20 protein-coding genes are annotated in these 19,297 nt (G+C 71.2%); 5 read left to right on the top strand and 15 right to left on the bottom strand.

Annotated elements, in window-relative coordinates; genetic code table 11:
• Positions 1 to 17: 17 nt before the first annotated feature.
• Both AC3ANN_RS16595 and AC3ANN_RS16590 read right to left on the bottom strand, forming a co-directional pair.
• Positions 18 to 851: a MerR family transcriptional regulator gene (locus tag AC3ANN_RS16595; RefSeq protein ID WP_488338485.1), complete on the bottom strand. Its 834-nt coding sequence runs from the start codon at positions 849 to 851 to the stop codon at positions 18 to 20.
• A gap of 48 nt (positions 852 to 899) precedes the next feature.
• On the bottom strand, positions 900 to 1,472 hold the full coding sequence (locus tag AC3ANN_RS16590; protein ID WP_488338484.1) for an NUDIX hydrolase: 573 nt from the start codon (positions 1,470 to 1,472) through the stop codon (positions 900 to 902).
• A gap of 194 nt (positions 1,473 to 1,666) precedes the next feature.
• On the opposite strand from AC3ANN_RS16590, the gene AC3ANN_RS16585 reads away from it, so the two are divergent.
• Positions 1,667 to 1,978 carry a hypothetical protein gene (locus AC3ANN_RS16585; protein WP_488338483.1) on the top strand — a complete coding sequence of 104 codons (312 nt, stop codon included), beginning with the start codon at positions 1,667 to 1,669 and terminating at the stop codon, positions 1,976 to 1,978.
• Positions 1,979 to 2,025: 47 nt separating this feature from the next.
• On the opposite strand, the gene AC3ANN_RS16580 is transcribed toward AC3ANN_RS16585, so the two are convergent.
• The 3 genes from AC3ANN_RS16580 to AC3ANN_RS16570 are packed head-to-tail and all read right to left on the bottom strand — an operon-like array spanning position 2,026 to position 6,533.
• Positions 2,026 to 3,285: a four-carbon acid sugar kinase family protein gene (locus tag AC3ANN_RS16580; RefSeq protein ID WP_488338482.1), complete on the bottom strand. Its 1,260-nt coding sequence runs from the start codon at positions 3,283 to 3,285 to the stop codon at positions 2,026 to 2,028.
• Complete coding sequence (locus AC3ANN_RS16575) at positions 3,278 to 4,534, bottom strand: RuBisCO large subunit C-terminal-like domain-containing protein (protein ID WP_488338481.1); 1,257 nt, start codon at positions 4,532 to 4,534, stop codon at positions 3,278 to 3,280. The genes AC3ANN_RS16580 and AC3ANN_RS16575 overlap by 8 nt, the downstream gene beginning before the upstream one ends.
• 4 nt (positions 4,535 to 4,538) lie before the next feature.
• Positions 4,539 to 6,533, bottom strand: coding sequence for a glycoside hydrolase family 127 protein (locus AC3ANN_RS16570; protein WP_488338480.1), 1,995 nt, complete (start codon positions 6,531 to 6,533; stop codon positions 4,539 to 4,541).
• Between the two features lie 156 nt (positions 6,534 to 6,689).
• Between AC3ANN_RS16570 and AC3ANN_RS16565 the strand changes: the two genes are divergently transcribed.
• The 4 genes from AC3ANN_RS16565 to AC3ANN_RS16550 all read left to right on the top strand — a co-directional run bounded on the left by AC3ANN_RS16565 (position 6,690) and on the right by AC3ANN_RS16550 (position 10,566).
• Positions 6,690 to 8,018: an ABC transporter substrate-binding protein gene (locus AC3ANN_RS16565; RefSeq protein WP_488338479.1), complete on the top strand. Its 1,329-nt coding sequence runs from the start codon at positions 6,690 to 6,692 to the stop codon at positions 8,016 to 8,018.
• Between the two features lie 65 nt (positions 8,019 to 8,083).
• Positions 8,084 to 8,965 carry a carbohydrate ABC transporter permease gene (locus AC3ANN_RS16560; RefSeq protein ID WP_488338478.1) on the top strand — a complete coding sequence of 294 codons (882 nt, stop codon included), beginning with the start codon at positions 8,084 to 8,086 and terminating at the stop codon, positions 8,963 to 8,965.
• Position 8,966: 1 nt separating this feature from the next.
• On the top strand, positions 8,967 to 9,884 hold the full coding sequence (locus AC3ANN_RS16555; RefSeq protein ID WP_488338477.1) for a carbohydrate ABC transporter permease: 918 nt from the start codon (positions 8,967 to 8,969) through the stop codon (positions 9,882 to 9,884).
• 19 nt (positions 9,885 to 9,903) lie between these two features.
• Positions 9,904 to 10,566, top strand: coding sequence for an aspartate/glutamate racemase family protein (locus tag AC3ANN_RS16550; protein ID WP_488338476.1), 663 nt, complete (start codon positions 9,904 to 9,906; stop codon positions 10,564 to 10,566).
• A 37-nt stretch (positions 10,567 to 10,603) separates the two neighbouring features.
• On the opposite strand, the gene AC3ANN_RS16545 is transcribed toward AC3ANN_RS16550, so the two are convergent.
• From AC3ANN_RS16545 to AC3ANN_RS16500, 10 genes are all read right to left on the bottom strand, one after another.
• Positions 10,604 to 11,200 (bottom strand): methyltransferase family protein, encoded by a 597-nt coding sequence (locus AC3ANN_RS16545; RefSeq protein ID WP_488338475.1) that lies wholly within the window; start codon positions 11,198 to 11,200, stop codon positions 10,604 to 10,606.
• The gene (locus AC3ANN_RS16540) at positions 11,154 to 11,321 is read right to left on the bottom strand and encodes a hypothetical protein (protein ID WP_488338474.1); all 168 of its coding nucleotides are present in this window, start codon (positions 11,319 to 11,321) and stop codon (positions 11,154 to 11,156) included. The genes AC3ANN_RS16545 and AC3ANN_RS16540 overlap by 47 nt, the downstream gene beginning before the upstream one ends.
• Positions 11,322 to 11,472: 151 nt before the next feature.
• Entirely contained in the window at positions 11,473 to 12,450 is a 978-nt protein-coding gene (locus AC3ANN_RS16535) for a sugar-binding transcriptional regulator (protein ID WP_488338473.1), read from the bottom strand.
• Positions 12,451 to 12,663: 213 nt separating this feature from the next.
• Positions 12,664 to 14,310 carry an alkaline phosphatase family protein gene (locus AC3ANN_RS16530; RefSeq protein WP_488338472.1) on the bottom strand — a complete coding sequence of 549 codons (1,647 nt, stop codon included), beginning with the start codon at positions 14,308 to 14,310 and terminating at the stop codon, positions 12,664 to 12,666.
• Positions 14,294 to 15,055, bottom strand: coding sequence for a RibD family protein (locus AC3ANN_RS16525; RefSeq protein ID WP_488338471.1), 762 nt, complete (start codon positions 15,053 to 15,055; stop codon positions 14,294 to 14,296). Before AC3ANN_RS16525 ends, AC3ANN_RS16530 begins: the two co-directional genes overlap by 17 nt.
• Positions 15,052 to 16,032: a lysylphosphatidylglycerol synthase domain-containing protein gene (locus AC3ANN_RS16520; protein ID WP_488338470.1), complete on the bottom strand. Its 981-nt coding sequence runs from the start codon at positions 16,030 to 16,032 to the stop codon at positions 15,052 to 15,054. Before AC3ANN_RS16520 ends, AC3ANN_RS16525 begins: the two co-directional genes overlap by 4 nt.
• Positions 16,020 to 16,832 carry an SAM-dependent methyltransferase gene (locus AC3ANN_RS16515; RefSeq protein WP_488338469.1) on the bottom strand — a complete coding sequence of 271 codons (813 nt, stop codon included), beginning with the start codon at positions 16,830 to 16,832 and terminating at the stop codon, positions 16,020 to 16,022. The genes AC3ANN_RS16520 and AC3ANN_RS16515 overlap by 13 nt, the downstream gene beginning before the upstream one ends.
• Positions 16,829 to 17,860 (bottom strand): glycosyltransferase family 4 protein, encoded by a 1,032-nt coding sequence (locus AC3ANN_RS16510; RefSeq protein ID WP_488338468.1) that lies wholly within the window; start codon positions 17,858 to 17,860, stop codon positions 16,829 to 16,831. Before AC3ANN_RS16510 ends, AC3ANN_RS16515 begins: the two co-directional genes overlap by 4 nt.
• Positions 17,857 to 18,249, bottom strand: a complete 393-nt coding sequence (locus AC3ANN_RS16505) for a 6-pyruvoyl trahydropterin synthase family protein (RefSeq protein ID WP_488338467.1) — start codon at positions 18,247 to 18,249, stop codon at positions 17,857 to 17,859. Before AC3ANN_RS16505 ends, AC3ANN_RS16510 begins: the two co-directional genes overlap by 4 nt.
• Positions 18,246 to 19,223, bottom strand: a complete 978-nt coding sequence (locus tag AC3ANN_RS16500; protein ID WP_488338466.1) for a zinc-dependent alcohol dehydrogenase — start codon at positions 19,221 to 19,223, stop codon at positions 18,246 to 18,248. The genes AC3ANN_RS16505 and AC3ANN_RS16500 overlap by 4 nt, the downstream gene beginning before the upstream one ends.
• Positions 19,224 to 19,297 lie beyond the last annotated feature (74 nt).

Here is a 19,297-nt window from a genome sequence, read left to right as displayed (position 1 = left end):
GCCGCGCGGAGCCGCGGCTACGCCTTCTCGACGGGCACTTGCAGCTCGGTCACCCAGTCGGGGCCGGGCTCGTGGCCGTCCGCCTCGAGGTACACCTCGCGGCAGGGTCCGGTCATCCGATAGCCCTCGTCGATGACACGCTGCATCAGCAGCGACCACGATTCCCCGATGCCCGACATGTCGCCGCGATGGATGAGCGTCGCCATCGTGTCCACGGCCGGAAGCGTGACGACGTCGTACCCTTCGCCAGGCACCGGTTCCTCCTCTGCGATGAACGAGACGTACACCCGCAGGTCGTCCGCTCCCACGATGGGCTCGTACCAGAAGACTCCGGGCTCGATGAGGGGCCGCCCGGAAGCCCGGAGCGCGGCGTCGAGTCTCGGCATGATGGTCCCGACGACGGGGCTGACGTTCTCGGGGCCGCCGCCCGGGGCGATGCCCGATGCGGCGTAGACGGTGACGGCGTCCACTGGGCGGTACTGCACGTTCTCTGTCATGGCGGTGTTCCCTTCCAAGAGGGAGAGTCGCCGGTCGATCCGCTCCAGCCGTGCGGTGTCTGCGTCGATCGAAGCTGCGACCTCCGCCCGCCGATTCGCGAGCACGCGACGAAGCACGCTCTCGTCGTCCGAATCCAACGCCGAGGCGATCTCGTCGAGGCCGACGCCGAGGTCCCGCAGCTCCACGATCCGCAGCAGCCGCGGCAGCTGCGTGCTCGCGTACCTGCGATATCCCGAGTGCGGATCGACGGATGCCGGAACCAGCAGGCCGATCGCGTCGTAGTGACGCAGCATCCGCACGCTGACGCGCCCGAAGGCGGCGAACTCTCCGATGGTGTACATGGTGCTGGCCACGTTCGACCATGACACAGTGTCAGGGTCAAGCACAGCGCCGCGACCGGATCAGAACCCGTACGACAGCAGGGTCGACGTCCGCCCGCCCCGGATGGCGTCGAGCGCGAGCGTCTCGTAGTCGGGCACCCGCTCGGGCAGCCCGTCGAGATCGAACCATGCGAGCTCGGCGCACTTGTGCGGCTCGAGGATCGTGGGCTCGCCCCGCCACGCATCGCATACGAAGAACCAGTCGACCCGCTGCTCGCGCGGTTCGGCGGTGCCGTCGGTGCGCTGCATGACGCTCGAGGCGATCATGTCGGCCCGGTCGACGTCGACCCCGAGCTCTTCCTTCGCCTCCCGGACCGCGGCATCCACCGCCGTCTCTCCGAGCTCGACGTGACCGGCGGCGCCGGCCGTCCAGTACCCGTCCATATAGCCGGTGTTCTGCCGCAGCTGCAGCAGCACCGCGCCCGACCGGCGTAGGAAGACGTACGACGCAGGCACGAGTGAGACGCGAGTCATGGCTCGCAAGACCCTACAGGCCCGACCGAGTCGGCCGAGCGCGGCGACGTCGGTGATGAGCGAGTCGCCGCCCACTCGGCCGCTCTTGCGCAGCAGCGCAGCCGCGCGGAGGGCTTGCATTGGCGTACCGTGTGACCCATGACGGAGCGGTTCGCTGATCGGGTGACTGTGCCGGGTGTCGTGGACTTCCTTTCAACGGTGGCCGCGTGAAAGCGCCTGCTCGTGTCTGGGCGGTTGCGATCGTCGGTGCGTCGCTGGTTGCACTGCCGGCGTGTTCGGTCGACACGGCGATATGGGGACCTGACGGGGCCCGCGTGATCGAGACGACCGAGCAGCTCATCGACGCGGCGGTTCCCGGAGAACAGGGATCATTCGCGTGCGCCGATTTCGCCGGCGAGTTCGGAGACGCACAGGCGTGGGATGGAACCAGCGCGGGGGAGCCGGAGCAGTTCGACGCTGAGACCTCGGTCGACAGGCCGTCGCTCGACGCCGCCTGGCGGATCAACCTCGAAGGATCGGGCGTCGGCGCTGCGCCAGGCGAGGCTGTGCCGACCGACGTGTTCTACCGGGAGACCGACGGCAGCCTCTGCGTCGCCGACATCATCTGGCAACCGGTCGAGCGGTAGTCCACCTCGGGGTCAGACGACCACGGCCCGATGAGCCCCGACCGCCGTCAGGCGTCGAGTGCGGCGACGTCGGTGAAGAGCGAGTCGGCGCCCACCTGCCCGCCTTTGAGCAGCAGCTCGACGCCGTCCACCGTCGGGTCGGAGGCGTGTGCGCGCAGCAGCACGACGTTGCCCCACGGGTTCGCCGCGATCGACAGAGCCTCGACGCCGAGCAGCCGCGTGACGCGGCTCGATGTGTCGCCGCCACAGACGACGACGCGCCGGCTCGCTCTCGCCCGCACGACGGCGGAGACGACGGATGCCGCGGCCTCCGCGATCGCCTCGAGCACGGGTCGCTCGCCTGCCGCCGCGGTGTCGGCGTCGTCCGACGTGAAGACCACCCCGCGCCCCGAGCGGAGCGTCGCGATCGCCTCATCGGCCGCGCCATCCAGTGCCGCGTCGCCGAGCGGGAGCGGCCGCACGAGCCAGCCTGCGGCGGCCGCGGCATCCGCCTGCCGTCGCGTCTGCGCCGACCGGCTCCCAGACACCACGAGCACGGGTCCGGAGGCCGGCGTCGACACGGCGATCGGCGGCGCCGCCCCGGGATCGGCCGCCGCGAGGCCGTGCGACAGTCCGCCCGAGCCGATCGCGAACGCCGGACCCGGCAGCGAGTGCAGGGCTGCACCGACCGCGACGAGGTCGTCGTCGGTGACGGCGTCGAGCACGACGGCGGCCTCGGGCGCCTTTCGGAGACGCGATCCCAGGTCGGTGTAGGACACGAGCGGGATCGCCCCCACCGCAAGCGCAGTCTGGCGCCCGATGTGCACGGCGAGCTCGGCCTCGGTCATCGGCGTCGACGGGTGGTTCGACATCGTCGGCTGCCGGTCGAGGCGGTAGACCACCCCGCGCTCGGCGGCGAAGTGGTGGCCGAACAGCGTGTAGCGGCCGAAGTCGGGCTGGGCGAACAGCATGGGTACCGGTGCGTCCCCGAAAACCTCGCGGGCGAGCTCGACCACGCGGCCGAGACTCCCCACCGTCGGCGAGGAGTCCGCTGTCGAGCACGCCTTGTACTGCACGACTTCGGGTTCGAGCGACGCGAACGCCGCGAACACCGGGCGCAGCTCGGTGTCCATGGCATCCGGCGCGAGCGACCGCGAGATCCCGGCTACGCCCACCACGTCGACCTCGGACGCGGCGCGGCGCAGGGCCGCGGCATCCGGAAGTCGTGTGAAGAGGCGCCCCGTCCACCCGCGCCGCGTGAACTGCAGCAGCGCGTCGACGCTGCCGGTGAAGTCGTCGCCGTAGAAGGCGGCGCGGAGTCTAGACACGCACCGGCCCGAACAGCTCGGTCGCACGGCGCAGCGCGGGCGAGCGCTCGAGAGCGACCTCGACCGCCTCGCCGGTGGCGGCCGACTCCCAGGCCTCGCGCATGCTCGCGACGCCCGCGGCCGCACCGTCGGGATGACCGTGGATGCCGCCTCCCGCGAGCACGAGCAGGTCGGTCGTTGCGACCGCGGAGTACGTCGCGTGGGCGAGACCGCCCCACTGCCCGGACGACAGCACGGGCACGGTCGGGGTGAGACCGAGCAGCGGCTCGCGGACCGCGGCGATCGAGTCGAGCACTTCGGCGTCCGTCTCGTAGAACTTGTTGCTGATTCCGTTGGTGTGCAGGTGGTCGGCGCCGGCGAGCCGGGCGAGCTTCTGCCACGCTCGGAACCCTATCCCGACCTGCTCGGAGCGGTTGAACGCGCCGAGCATCGCGCGGTGGCCGTGGATCGGCACCTCGGAGTGGCGGCGCAGGAACTCCAGGCCCGGGAGCCCCACGAGGTTGATGCACGCCATGACGCATGTGCCGCCGGCGGCGACGACGAGGTCGTGGTTGGCCTCGAGCCGGCCGATGTCGTCGGTGATGTTGAACGCGTACATGGGCTTGCGGCCGGTGCGGTCGGCGTAGCGTTCGAGCACGGGCATGACCGCGCGCACGCGCTCGGCCAGCGGTGCGCTGGGGCCGTTGCCCTGCAGCTCGTCGTCCTTGATGAAGTCGATGCCCGCCTCGGCCAGCTCGCCCACGACCTCGGCGAGCTCCTCTGGCGAGAGCCCGATGCTGGGCTTGACGATCGTGCCGATCATGGCGCCGCTCGGGCGGCCCACGAGCCGCCTCGTGCCCTCGACGCCGAACGCCGGGCCCGGGTAGCGCTCCGCGAACGCGGGCGGAAGATCGACGTCGATCAGCTTGATCGCCGACAGCTCCTTGATCTCGAACAGATTCCCGGCGACGGCCGCGAGCAGGTTCGGCAGCGACGGCCCGAAGTTGTCGAGCGGAAAGCGCAGGCGCAGCCGTGCACGGCGGCGCAGCGACGGGTCTCCCACGGAGCCGGGCAGCGGGGAGGCGCCGGTGAGCGGCACCTCCTCGAGCGACTCGACCTGCGCCGCGAACCGCGCGCGAAGGTCGTCGGACTCGCGCTCGATGCGCACGAACGTGCCGGTGGACTGCTCGCCCGCGAGCACTTCCGCCGCGCGCCGCAGCGGGAGCGAGGTCTCGATGATGTACGTCGCGATGACGTGCTGTGCGGTCATCGGTTCACCAGACCAGCGGGAGCCAGACCGACATCTCGCCGGCGCCGCGGTTGCCCCACGCGAAGTACGGCACGAGCCGCGTCTTCGCGGTCGAAAGCTCGGCGTCGCCGAGGTCGTCGTAGAGCGCGTCGTCATCGGCCTGCTCGGGCAGGACGGCGATCTCGGTCTCGAGCGCGACGACTCGCGCGCCGTCGACCTCGGCCTCGACGGGGGCGAGTTCCTGGCCGCGGCGCAGCGCCGCCTGCTCGAGCACGACGCCGTCAGGGAGATCGGCGCTCTCGAGGCAGTACACGACCGGTCCGCGGCGCACCGCGACCTGGTTCGTGGCCTCCTCGGCGAGACGGTGGGCGCGCAGCACGCGCACCGGCATCGGCAGCCTCAGCACGACGACGTCGCCCTCGCGCCACTCGCGCTCGACGCGCGTGTAGGTGCCGGGCTCGGTGACCGCCACGTCTTCGCCGTTGACCGTCAGCGTCGCGCCCGACGACCAGCCGGGGACGCGGAGGTGGAGCGGGATGCCTCGGCCCGAGGCATCCGTCACCGTCCACGAGATCGTGCCGTGCCACGGGTAATCGCTGTCTTCGCGCAGGGCGAGGCGGCGACCGTCGTCGGTCGTGACGTCGATGGACGAGCCCCCGTAGAGGTGGAGGTAGAGGCCGTCGTCGCCGAGCGACGCCGCGCGCTCGTGGAACCGGGCCAGGGTGCGCGCGATGTTCGGCGGGCAGCAGAAGCAGCTGAGGTACGACTCGCGCAGACGCTCGTCGGAGGGCGGCGGCGGCGGAGTCGGGTGGATCGCGGTGTCGCCCGGGCGCCGCAGCGGGTAGGGGAGGTCCCGCACCTGGCGGAGCGGGTTGGTGTAGAAGTACTCCGACCCGGCGAGGCTGATGCTCGACAGCAGACTGTTGAAGGCCACCTGCTCGATGACGTCGGCGTACCGCGCGTCGCCGGTGAGCGACAGCATCCGCTCGCCCCACTGGATGAGCCCGATGTTCGCGCACGATTCGTTGTGCGCAGTGGTGTTCGGCAGCTGGTACGCGCGGCCGTAGGCCTGGTGCACGCGGCTGATCTGGTCCTGCCACGGGGAGCCGTCGGGCGAGGCGCCGTCGTACAGGGCGCCGGCGCCGCCGGTGATGTAGAGCTTGGTGGCGACGACGTCCTGCCACAGCCGCTCGAGGACGGCGGTGAGCTCGTCGTCGCCGGTCTCGGCGACGAGGTCGGCGAGGCCCGCGTACAGGTAGTTCGCGCGCACGGCGTGCCCGGCGACGACGGTCTGCTCGCGCACGGGCAGGCGGTCCTGGTTGTCGTCGCCGCCCTGGAAGTCGTCGCGCACGCGCACGAACGCCTCCGACAGGCGCAGGTACCGCTCGTCGCCGGTGGCGCGGTAGAGGTCGACCACGGCCATGTAGTGAGAGGGGCAGATGGCGCTGCGCGCCAGCTCGAGCGGCTTGTTGGTCGCGAGATCCTCGAGGAAGGCGGCGGCCTTCTTGGCGGCCTCCAGGAGTGTCGTCGATCCGGTCACCTCGTAGTGCTTGACGCCCGCGGTGATGAGGTGGCCGAGGTTGTAGGTCTCGAAGTGGAAGCGGTCGGCGAGGGCCAGCGCGTCTTCATGGTTGCGCGCCGAGATGATGGTCGGCGTGTGCAGGTAGCCGTCCTCGCGCTGCACCGACGCGATGAGCTGCGCGATGTCTTCGATCCGGGCGGCCAGCTCGGGGTCGGGGTCGGTCTCGAGGCGCGCGATGGCTGCTTCGAGCCACTTGTAGAAGTCGCCGTCCATGAACGGCGGTCCGAGGTGCGTGCCGGCCTCCAGGCCCGCGGCGATGCGGAAGTTCGTCAGGCCCGGGCTGATGGCGGGGTCGCTCAGCGACGACCAGATCTGCGGGATGGTGACATCGCGCGTGCGCTCGTGGACGCCGCCCCAGAAGCCGCTGCTCCACCGCGCGCTCTCGGCTCCGAGGGGGCGCAGCCGCGCATGGGCGCGAGTCGCTGTCGTGGCGGTCATGCGATGGGTCCTTCCGGAGGGCGTGCACCTGACTGTAGTGACGATTTGAGCACGAAGTGAATAGAATTTCAACACTGAGTGTTGACACACTTCCCGTTCGTGCCTACTGTCGTGGTCGTACCCTTCACCCGCATGGTCTTCGTCAAGGAGGACGCTATGAACACCCGACCCCGCAGCCGCGCTTTCGCGGCCCTGGGACTGACCCTGGCGGCCGTGCTGCCGCTGGCCGCCTGCGCCGGCGGAAGCGGCGCGCCCTCCGGTGACGACGGCGCCGCCGGCACCGACCCGGAGGCCTTCACGGTGATGACCGCGAACGAGAACCCCGTCCTCGAGGCTCAGCTCGACGCGCTCGCCGCGGGCGCGTGCGAGGCCGAGAACGAGGCCCTCCCGCTCGAGCACCAGAAGGTCGCGCAGGCCGACACGGTGCAGAAGGTGACGCTGCTCGCGAGCCAGGACGCACTGCCCACGCACACGATCGCGGGCACCGCGCTCATCCGTCCCGACGGCGACCTCGGCGCGGCCGGGCTGGTCGGCGACCTCAAGGAGGCGCTCGAGGGCGCGGGCACGTGGGACAACGTGCTCCCCGCGGCCGCCTCCACCGTCGAGCAGGTGTACGGCGGCATGTTCTCGATGCCGTACCAGTACAACATCGAGGGCATCTTCTACAACAAGCAGATCTTCGCCGACAACGGCATCGAAGAGCCGCAGACGTGGGACGAGCTGGTGGATGCCGCAGCCACCCTGCAGGACGCCGGCATCACGCCGATGACCGAGGCGGGAGCCAACGGCTGGCCGCTCACGCGCATCCTGGGCATGTACATCTTCCGCAACGTCGGCCCCGACGCGATGGCCGCGATCCGCGACGGCGACGCGAAGCTCACCGACCCCGAGTACGTCGCGGGCGCGCAGGCGCTGGCCGACTTCGCCGAGGCCGGTTACTTCGGCGAGGGCTTCTCGACCCGCGACGGCGACACGTCGTCGAACATGTTCCTCACCGGCCAGGCCGCGATGACCTACGACGGCACGTGGCTGCTGAGCGCCATCAACGACCCCGAGCGCAACCAGATCGGCGGCGAGAACATCGGCTTCATGCCGTTCCCCGAGGTCGAGGGCGGCGAGGGCTCGATCGAGCAGTACCCGGCCAATGCCGGCGCGCCGATGATCGTCAACGCCAAGCAGTTCGGCCCGAAGGTCGTCGACTGGATCAGCTGCATCGCCGAGAACTACGGTCAGCAGGCCCTCCAGGACGCCGGTGTGATCTCGGGCTTCCGGGTCAACGGCGAGGTCACCGACCTCTCGGAGAACACCGCAGAGATCCAGGAGCGCATCGCCGAGATCGACGAGACCGTGCTGTGGTTCGAGGCGCTGTTCGACCCGAAGTCCAACTCGCTCGCCTCGACCAATGTCACGCTGCTGACGACGGGGCAGATGAGCGCCGAGGACTACATGGCCGACCTCCAGGCGAGCATCGACGCCAACAGCTGACGCCCGCCCCGCCGGCCCCCCGCGCCCAGGCTCGGGGGGCCGGCTCCCCACAGAAAGCGACGGAGATGAACTCGATCTTCGGCGATCGCAGGACGATCATCATCCTGCTGGCCCCAGCGCTGCTGCTCTACACCCTGCTCAAGGTCGTCCCCGTCGCATGGTCGCTCGGCCTGTCGTTCTTCGAGGGCAACACGCTCCGCGGATTCGAATGGGTCGGCTTCCAGAACTTCACCACGTTCTTCACCGACGACGCCGCGCTGCAGTCGATGTGGGTGAGCATCTTCTTCGCGATCGTCGCGACGATCGGCCAGGTGGCGCTCGGCTACGGCCTGGCGCTGCTGTACGTGTTCGTGCTGCGCAAGGGATCCTCGTTCGTCCGCACGATCGTGTTCTTCCCGGCGATCCTGCCGACGGTCGCGGTGGCGCTGCTGTTCAAGAGCTTCGTCGCCGTCGGCGACAACCAGGGCCCTGTCAACGACATCATCAACTTCTTCGGCGGCGACAGCGTCGAGGTGCTGGCCTCGACGGCGGGCACGATGGCGACCGCGATCGTCATGACGCTGTGGGGCTCGATGGGCTTCTACGCCGTGCTGCTGTACGCCGGCCTGCTCGACATCCCCGAGGAGATCATCGAGTCGGCCCGGCTCGACGGGGCGAACGGCCTGCGACTGGTGCGGCACATCGTGCTGCCGCTGTCGCTTCCGATCCTGCTGTCGTCGATCATCTTCAGCCTCAATGCGACTCTCAAGGTCTTCGACAGCCTGCTGGCCCTCAACAACGGCGGACCCGGCACGTCGACCGCCCCGCTGACGCTGTACATGTACCGCACGGCGTTCGAGTACGCCGAGTACGGCTACGGCTCGACGATCGCCCTGGTGCTGACCCTGCTGTGCCTCGTGTTCACGCTCGCGATCTTCCGATCGTCGCGTCGCAAGGCGGAGGTGTGACATGACCACCATGACGCAGACGGATGCCCCCGCCACCGTGGCGGTGCCCACCCGGCGCAAGCCGGGGCCGAGCCCCGTGCGGCGCAAGGCGCTGCGCCTCGTGCGCCGCATCCCGGTGTGGATCCTCGTCGCGATCCTGATGGTGGTGGTGCTCTACCCGCAGGTGTGGATGGTGCTCGGCTCGTTCAAGACGCAGTCGGAGTTCCTCTCCAACCCGGCGCTGTCACTGCCCGAGACCTGGCAGTTCGACAACTACGTCATCGCCCTGACCAACGGCAACGTCGGGCAGAACTACCTCAACAGCATCATCGTCACGATCCCGTCGGTGCTGCTCATCGTGTTCATCGGCGTCGCCGCCGGGTACGCGCTCGAGGTCATGATCTGGAAGGGCCGCAACGGCACGCTGCTGTACATCCTGGCCGGCATCATGGTGCCGGGTCAGATGATCCTGGTGCCGCTGTTCATCGTGTACTTCCGCATGGGCATCACCGACTCGCTGCTGCCGCTCATCATCACGTACACCGTGATGGGCCTGCCGCTGACGACGTTCCTCATGGCGACGTACTTCCGCTCCGTCCCCCGCGAGATCTTCGAGGCGGCGACGGTGGACGGATCCGGCCCGCTGCGCTCGTTCTTCGTGATCGGCGTCCCGATGATGAAGAACGCGATCCTCACGGTCGGCCTCGTTCAGTTCTTCAGCGTCTGGAACGACCTGCTGATCGCGCTGACGTTCACGACGCGGCCCGAGCTCGCGACGATCCAGGTGGGCCTGCTGAGCCTCAGTGACGAGTACGGCTCGACCCAGTACGGTCCGCTCTTCGCCGCGGTGAGCATCAACATCGTGGTGCTGCTCATCGTCTTCCTGACGCTGAACAAGAAGATCATGGCCGGCATGGCCGGCGGCGCCCTCAAGGGCTGAGAGCTGAAAGGCTGGTGGCATGACCGCCGACGCACCCCGCATCGCCTTCGTCCACACCGGCGCCGTCGTCATCCCGCCGGTCGCCGCGCTCGCCCGCGAGCATCTGGCCGGCGCGACGACGGTGAACTACCTCGACGACAAGATCGTGGCGGACCTCGGCGACCCGGCGCTCGCGGCATCCGTCCCCGAGCGTCTCACCGATCTCGTGAAGGCGGCGCAGAGCGCGGGAGCGGATGTCGTCATGCTCACGTGCTCGTCGATCTCGCACCTGGCCGCGCCCACGGCCGAGGCGGTCGGCATCCCGGTGCTGCGCATCGACGAGGCGATGGCGGATGCCGCGGTCCGCACCGGCGACCGCGTCGCGGTGCTCGCGACCCTGCCGACGACCCTCACCCCGACCCTCGGGCTGCTGCGCGAGCGCGCCGAGCTCGCCGGGCGTTCGCCGGAGCTCGTGAGCGAGGTCGTCGAGGGAGCGTTCGAGGCCGTCGCGTCGGGCGACCGCGCCACCCACGATCGGCTCGTCGCCGCCGCGATCGAGCGTGTGGCGACGGACGCCGATGTCGTGGTGCTGGCGCAGGCCTCGATGGCGAGCGCGGCCGAGGCCGTGTCGGTCGACGTTCCCGTGCTGACGAGCCTCGAGCCCGGCATCCGTCGCCTGAGCGAAGCCGTCGCCGCGCTCTGACGTCGCGCGAGCCCGGAGCCTGCGGGACCGGACCCGGTCAGCCGACGTGCGGGACTTGCGGCCGCCGTCGGCGAGAACGAGCGACGCGCCGGCGTGTGCCCCAGTAGCGCGGCACCCGTTCGGCGTAGCGCTCGTACTCCGTGGGGAACCGTGACCGGAGCGCGCGCTCTTCCGCGAGGGAACCGAGATGCTCGGCGAGCACTCCGACCGGAGCGGTCACTGCGATCCAGGCGGAACCGCGCCACAGGCCGATTCCGACATGGATGAGCCACCAGCCCAGGTACATAGGATGCCGGCTGTACGCATACGGTCCGGTGGTGACCACGGAATCCGGGTGCTCGAGACGGAATCGGCTCGGGGCACGGCGCCGGCGTTCTGCGAGCGCCCACACGTTGAGCGCGCATCCGGCCACCGACAGTATGCAACCGGCCGTGCGCTGGAGCGCCCGATTTCCCCGGATCGGCACTGCGTGTACGCGATGCAGCAGGAGGACTCCGGCGATGCCGAGGATCGACCCCGCCGGAAGCGGAAGGTTCTCGTACGCGGCGACTGCGCGCCGAGCGACCCGCCTCACGAGGAGCGACGGATCAGCGCCGGCTGTGATCCTCGACGTCCGGTTCCGCGCGAAGGACATCGGCGATCTCCTCCTCCGGACGCGGCGCCACGGTCTCATCGACCTCGAGCTCGGGGACGGAGGGCTCGCCCGGGCCCGGGATGTGGTGCGCCTGAGCGGCGCGATCTGCAGGGCCTGACACGACGAATCCTTCGATCGGCGATACCGACAGAATACGCCGGGACGCCGACTACCGCGGCCGTCCTTCAGCGGACCGTCTCGACCGGGCGGCGGGTGGCCGACGCGGCAGCCAGCCTCCGACCGGCGCTTCGACCAGGGGCGGGATGCCGGGGTCAGCGACCGGCGAGCTCCTCGGCGGAGCGCAGATCCGTCACGAGGGTCGTGACCCAGCCGCCGGCGAGCGCGCCGTGGATGGCCTCGAGCTTGCGCTCGCCGCCGGCGACGCCGACGCGGCGGGGGATGCGCATGAGGTTCTCGACGGGGATCGCGATGATGCGGTCGTCGAGCTCGCCGCGCACGAGGGTGCCGTCGGCGCGGAAGATGCGGTGGCAGATGTCGCCGACGGCGCCCTGCGCGAGAAGGCCCTCGCGCTCCTCCGCGGCGAAGGCGTTGCCACTGGTGGCCAGCACGTCGGACGGCTCGATGCTGCCGATGCCCATGATCGCCATGGTCAGGTCGTTCCAGTGCTGCGAGACGTCCTGCATCGACGGGTCGCGCAGCAGGCTGTCGCGGATGGCGGGATCGGCCACGACACCCGGCGCCTGAACGTACACCGGCTCGGCGCCGAGCATGCGGGCGAGCTCTCCCAGGATGCGGTTGGAGTGGCTCTGCGCCTCGGGCGCGCCGACGCCGCCGAGCAGCTGCACCACCTCGGTCGCGGCGCGCACCGTGAAAGGACGCATGCGGTCGACCATCGCGAGGATCGTCTGGCTCCATGACGAGACGCCGATGCGCTCCGACCCCGAGAGGGTCGCCTCGAGGTACGCGGCGGCACCCGCACCGACCGACGCGAGCAGCTCGCGCTCGTCTGCGTCGGGGTCCACGTCGACGACGACGGCCTCGGCGAGGCCGTAGCGCTCCTCGAGCTGCTCCTCGAGCTCGGCGTACACGCCCGGCGCGACGGTGACGATCGTGCGCACGATCCCGAGGGTCTCGGCACGCTTGAGCAGACGTGAGACCTTGGCCTGTGAGATATTGAGCGCGGACGCGATGTCGGCCTGCCGCACACCGCGCTCGTGGTACATGCGCGCGACCTTGGTGAGCAGGCGCACCTGACCGTCGACGGGGCGGGTGTAGCGGGCCAGTGACACGGTGACTCCGATCGAGGCGATCCCGGATGAGGATTCGCTTACGAAAGGATATTCACTTTGCGCCCGCAGGGCTAGACGGAATCTGGGCGACGGATGCTGCGACCGAGGCGCGGCTGCGGCGATCGGGTGTCACGACACGCGGGGTGGGTGCGTCGATTCCGCGTGTTCCGCCACCTGAACGGCCGGCAAGGGGTAGGCACGGCGCCTGACTCGTCACTCGCTGAACGCGTCGACGAAGCGGTCGCGGAAGTCGTCCATCGCCCACACCGGCGCCTCCGCGGAGGGACGCACGCCCGACTCCCAAGCCCACGACTCGATCGCGTCGAAGACAGCGGGATCCTTCGCGATGATCGTGACCGGCACGTCGTACCCGGCATCGGGGCCGCTCACGATGCGGGCCGGTTGGTGGTCGCCGAGCATGATCAGCACGAGATCCTGCTGCTCGAAGGTCTCGAGGTACGAGAACATCGACTCGAGCGAGTACGACACCGATGCGGCGTACAGTTCACGCACTCGTTCGGGATCGGCCCACGCCGCGACCGCCGACTCGCTCTCCGCCGCCTGGCCGGCGAACACCGAGCCATCGCCGAGCTCGTCCCACGGGACCATGCGAGGCAGTGGCGTCCACGGCGTGTGAGACGACACGAGGTCGATCTCGGCCATCACCGGCTGCGGCCCGTCGAGATGCGCGCGGTCGTGGAACACCTGCAGGGTGTACTGGTCGGGCATGCGCGCGTAGCCGAACGTCGGCCCGCGGTACCCCATGTTGCGGGAGTCGAGCACGGCGTCGAACCCGTAGAACGCCTCGCCCGCCTCCCAGTCCCGCTTGTTCGACGGCACGACCGCCATCGTGCGCCAGCCGGCCGCGTCGAAGAGGCCGCTGATGGTCGTGCGACCGTGCTCGAGCAGCCGGTCGTACTTGCGGGGCGAGTCCACCCACACCCCGCTCTGCAGCGTCGCGTGGGCGAGCCAGCTCACGCCGCCGAACGTGGGCGACGAGAGGAACGCGCTTCGCGCGGAGTACCCGTGGCGCGCGAGGTTGTCGGCGCCCTCGTTCAGCGTGCGCGCGATGGGGTCGGCGAACGGCGACGGTTCGACAGCCACGCGGCCGTAGCTCTCGACGAACGCGATCACGACGTCCTTGCCGGCGAGCAGCGACATCGGCCGCGCGGTGGTATCGGACGCGAGGGGGTCGGACGCCAGCGCGCGTTCGAAGGCCTGCTGCTCCCGCACGCTCGTGGCGGCGCGCACCGACGTCGCGACGAGCACGTCACCGGCACGGGATGCCGCGACCGGCGTGCCGGGCACGACCTGGGAGCCCGCGAGCGAGAAGACGATCCAGGCGACGGAGATCGTGGCGACGGCGGCACGCCCGCGGGGGCCCGCCCGCCGCGCGGCGCGTCCGACGCGCAGCGCGGAGGCCGCGACGAGAGCTCCCGCCGCCACCGCGAGGGCGGCGACGAGCAGCACGACGACGCCCGCGCCGACGGGGCCGACCGCGTCCTGCACGACGTCGAAGGCGTCGACGACCGCGCTGCCGTCCTCGGCGAGATTGAACGGGCGGTCGATCGTGGCGCGAAATGCCAGATCGAGCGCGGCGAGGAGCAGAGCGGCGACCACGACGGCCGCGAACACGCCGGCCGTGAGCATCCGCAGCCAAGACGCCGCGACGGCGAGGAGCGCGACCACGACGATGACGGATTCCACCGGCACGCCCAGCAGCGCGCTCGGGCTGCCCGTGCTCAGCGCGCCCGGCACGAGCGGCACGACGAGCAGCGTCGCGCACGCGAGCACCGTGAGCACCGCTCCGCCGCGCCTGCCGCTGTGGTCGACGGATGCCGCGTCACGGCGTCTCGGCATGCTCCGAGCCCGTCCGATCCGCGGCCGCCTCGGCAGCGTCGACCTGGCCCGACGTCCCTGCCGAGGGGAAGCGCTCCGACAGTGCGTACCGCAGCAGCACGACGTCGCCGATCTGCCGGGTCTCGGCCAGCCGGGCCCGCCGCGACGCCGTCCACGGGAACTCGCCGGCCTCGACGAACCGCGGCGCGTGCGACTCCCCGACGAAGAACGGCGCGATGACGAGTTGCAGCTCGTCGGCGATGTCCTCTCGCAGGAACTGCGTGTGCAGCCTCCCGCCACCCTCGACCATGAGCCTGTCGATGCCGCGCGCGGCGAGATCTTCTGCGACCGCGCGCATCGTCACCGGGTCGTCGAGCGCCACGATCGTCGCCCTCTCACCGAGGGCGCCCACGGTACGGTCGGCCACCCTGCGCGGGCAGTAGACGAGCTTCTCCACCTCGCCCGTGGTGAAGAAGCACGACTGTGCCGGCAGGCCGCCGCTTCCCGTGACGGTCACCTTCACCGGCGAGGGGGTTCTCCCTTCGGCGACGCGCTGCTGCCGCCGGTCGGCGCTGCGCACCAGCAGGCGCGGATCGTCGCGCCGCACCGTCGACGCTCCCACCATGATCGCGTCGCTGTCGGCCCGCAGCTGATCGACGCGGTCGAAGTCCTCGGGGTTCGACATCACCAGGCGCCGCGGTGCCTCGCCGGCGAGGTAGCCGTCGAGCGACATCGCACAGCTGAGGATCACGTACGGAAGCGTCATGCTGCGGCCTGCCCTCCGGGGTCGGCCGTGGCGTGGCGACGACGCAGCAGGGAGGCGCCGACGACGAGCGCGCCGGGCGCCACGGCGATCATCGCGAGCACCCCGTATGCGGTGGCGGCGGTGATCCCCGACGCCGCGCCGAGGCCCGCGACGGCGAACGCCCATGCGGCGGCACCCTCGCGCGGACCCCACCCGCCGATGCTCAGTGGGATGGCCGACGCGAGCACGGCGACGATCGCGGCGACCGTGAGCTTCTCGGCCGACGCGACCACGCCCGCGGCGGCGCAGGCGATGAGGAACGTCGCGACGTGCGCGACGACGACGAGCGTGGAGGCCGCCACGACGGCGAGGACGGTGCCGATCGTGCCGAAGGCGTTGCGAAGTATGACCGCCTCGCGTGCGAGCCGGCGCCGCGCCCGGCCGCTCGCAACCGCGACCGTCGCCACCACGGCGACGATGCCGAGCGACAGCCACAGCAGCGCCATGGCCGGAGCGTATGCCGAGAATCCGATCGACGCCACCACCACGAGGGCGAGCACGACCTGCACCGTCTGCCCCGCCCCGCGTTCGGCGGCGACCGCACGTACGGCCTGCGCGACCTGATCGACGCTTCGCCCGTGCGACACGGCCCGGTCGACGTCGCCGACGACGCCGCCGGGAAGCACCGTGTTGAGGAACTGCGAGCGGTAGTACGCGGCGACGGACTCCCGCCACCCGAGCCGCAGTCCGAGCCGCCGGGCGAGCAGGCGCCATCGCCAGGCTGCGGCGGCCGTCGCCGCGGCGGCGAGCAGCACGGCCGCGCCGATGGCCGGAGGCGACACGGACGCGATGCCGCGGAGGAAGGGCTCGGCACCCGCGACCGCGACGATCGCACCGAGGATGCCGATGCCGACGGCCGCCCGCACCCACGGCTGCCATCGCGGCGCGGTCCGCACCGCGCGCCTCGACCGCGCGATCACGGCGTTCACGGCGGCCACGCCAGGAGGTCGACATGGTGCACGGTGACCCGCAGGACATCCGCCTCGAGCTGCGCAGCGCGTGTCCGGGCGTACTCCGCCGCCCATTCGCGCAGCGCCGGACGCTGCGCGACGGCGGCAGCGAGCCAGCCGTCGATCCACTCGGTGACGAGGGCGTGGTCACCGAGGCCGAGGCGCCAGGGGGAGTCCGCGACCCGCACCGACCAGCCGGCGGCCCGGAAGAGATCTGCCACGACGGCTGCGGCATCCGGGCCCAGCAGCTGCCGGCCCTCCACCGTGCGCCGCTGATCGGCGTTGAAGGCCGCCTCGAAGACGCGGTCGCCCGGGTCGGGCGGCTCGACCGTGACGCGGCCGGTCACCGAGAGCGAGAACAGCGCGGGTGCACCCGCCGCGAGGCAGGCGGCGACGATCGCGGCGACCTCGTCCGCCGAGAGCACGTCGAGCAGTGCGGATGCCGTGACGAGCGACGCGCCGGCGAGGTCCTCGCTGCGCAGCCCGCCGAGTTCGCCGACCCGCGTGCGCACGGCGACCGGCGCGCCGTCTCGGTCGTGGGCGGTGGCGCTCGCCGCGTGCTGCAGGAGCGCGTCGTTCCAGTCGTGCAGCACCCACGTCTGAGGTCCGGGTAGGAGAGGCGCGCACCACCGCACCATCGAACCCGTTCCGGTGCCGAGGTCGTGCACGACGAGGGGCGGTCGCAGCATCCGTCCCGCCTTCCGCGCGAGCGCGCGCGAACGCGAGCCGGCGTCGGCCTCCTCCCGCAGCGTCAGCCAGTCGGCCGAGACCGGGATGACGACGCTCACAGCAGTGCCTCGAGCGTGGAGTGGATGGTGCGCGCGGTGTCGCTCCAGCGCCTGCGAGCCGGAGCGGCGCGCCCGGCCGCGGCCGACATGCTCGCGCGACGCTGCGGCTCTTCGAGCCAATGGCGGAGCGCCTCGCCGAGCGCGATGGGGTCGCCGGGCGGCACGAGCATGACGGCGTCGGGGGGCTGGGCCGACTCGGGGATGCCCCCGACGCTGCTCGCGATGACCGGGATGCCGCGGCCGAGCGCGTCGCCGATCACGATGCCGAAGGACTCGGTGCGCGACGGCGCGATGAGCACATCGGCGCGCGCGTAGGCGTCGTCGAGCTCGCGCGCAGTGAGCACGCCCGCCCACGTGATCCGGTCGGCCAGCCCTGCCGTCTCCGCGTCGGCGGCGACCCTGGTCGCGAACCCGTCGTCGGCCGAGAGCGATCCGGCGAACGTGCAGGTCCAGGGCGGCACGTCGCCGAGCCGGGCGAGAGCCGCGACCAGCGTGTCCTGTCCCTTGTGGGGCGCGACGACGCCGACGCACAGCAGCGACCCGCCGGTCGACGTTCCCGGCGCCATGGCCGCCTCGTCCGAGCCTGGCGTCGCGACCACGAGCCGCTCGGCTGTGCTGAGCGCGCGCCGCTCGAGCTCGTCGCGAAGCCACGCGCTGGCGGCGATGACGCGGTGCGCGCGGGGAAGCACCCGCCGCTGGGCCTCGATCACGCGCGGGTCGGCGTCGGCGAATGCCTCGGCGATCATGTGCGCGAGCATCACGAGGCGGACTCGGCCGGCGGCCGCCTCGATCGCCGTCGGCGAGCCGATCGCGATCAGAGCGTCCACCACGACGAGGGCCCCGTCGGGGATGTGACCGAGCAGGTCCGCGCCCGCGGAGGTGTCCGCGGGCGCGTCGACGATGCGCACGTCCCAGCCGAGCGCGCGCAGCTCGGTGCTCACCCGCTGGTCGTACACGTTGCCGCCACTCACGCGTCCGGGATCGTCGAACCCCTCGGGCACGACGAACCACAGCACCCGCTCGGTCACAGCTCGACCTCGAAGGAGGCCCACGCGATGTGCGACTCGCGCAGCGTGACCTCGATGCCCGACAGGTTCCCCGCCAGGTCACCCGCGCGCACGGCGTCGACGAGGCGCTCCGCGATGACGCTGCAGAGTCGCTCGGTCGTCGTGTTCACGCCGGCGAACTCGGGCTCGTCGTCGAGGTTGCGGTAAGAAAGCGTCGAGAGGATGCCGCGCAGCGCGTCCGACGCGCGCCCGATGTCGATCACCACGCCGTCGGCGTCCAGCGTGCGCGCGCGAAAAGTGGCGTCGACGACATAGGTGGCGCCGTGCAGTCGCTGGGCCGGCCCGAACGTCTCGCCGGCGAGGCTGTGGGCGATCATGATGTGGTCGCGGACGGTGAGCGAGTACGTCATCCGGAGTCCCTCCAGTCGATGGTGTGGCAGAGGCCGGGCAGCGACCCCGCTGCGATCGCGGCCATCACGTCGGGCAGCTCGCGCCACGACGATTCGCCGGTGAGCAGGTGGTCGAACGCGGGGTCTTGCAGCAGCCGCAGCGCGAGCCCGAGCCGGTCGTTCGTGGTGCGGGTGGCGCGCCGGCGCGGCGCGACCATCCCGACCTGGCTCGAGCGGATCGTGAGGCGACGCGAGTGGAAGGCGCCCCCGAGCCGCACGCTCGCGGCGCGATCGCCGAACCAGCTGGCCTCGATGATCTCGCCCTCTACCGCGGCGGTGTCGATGGCGAGCTGCAGTCCTTCGCCGGACCCGCTGGTGTCGATCACGAGGTCGCGATCGTGCGGGGCGTCGGCGGGACGCGCGTAGGCGACGCCGAGCCGCTCGCACACTTCGGCCTTCTCGTCGTCGACCTCGACGACGGCGACGTCGATTCCCGGGATGCCGCGTGCCAGCCTCGCGACCGCGCACCCGATCATCCCCGCACCGACCACCGTGACGCGATCGCCGACGAGGGGCGCGGCATCCCACAGGACGTTCACCGCCGTCTCGACGGCGCCCGCGAGCACCGCCCGGCGCGCTGGAACGTCGTCGGGCACGACCGCGACCGCCGCCGCGGGCACGACGAAGGCGGACTGATGCGGGTACAGGGCGAACACGGTGCGCCTGACGAGTTCGGCCGGGCCCTGCTCGACCACGCCGACGTTGAGGTATCCGTACTTCACCGGGCCGGGGAAGTCGCCCGCCTGGAACGGAGCCCGCATGCGCTCCCACTCGCCGGCCGGCACCTCGCCGCGGAACACGAGCGACTCGGTGCCGCGGCTGATGCCGGTGTACAGCGTGCGGACGAGCACCTCGCCCGACTCGGGCACGGGCACCGCCTCGCCCCGAAGCGACCCCTGCGCGGGCGCGTCCACCCAGTACGCCGTGGCCCTCATCGGCCGATCGCCCCGGACGATTGAACCGAGGCCACCTGCCGAAACGTGTACCCAGTGGTATCCATGACGGAGGA

The organism is Microbacterium sp. STRO-2N (assembly GCF_057747775.1).
This window is presented reverse-complemented; position numbering and strand designations above follow the sequence as displayed.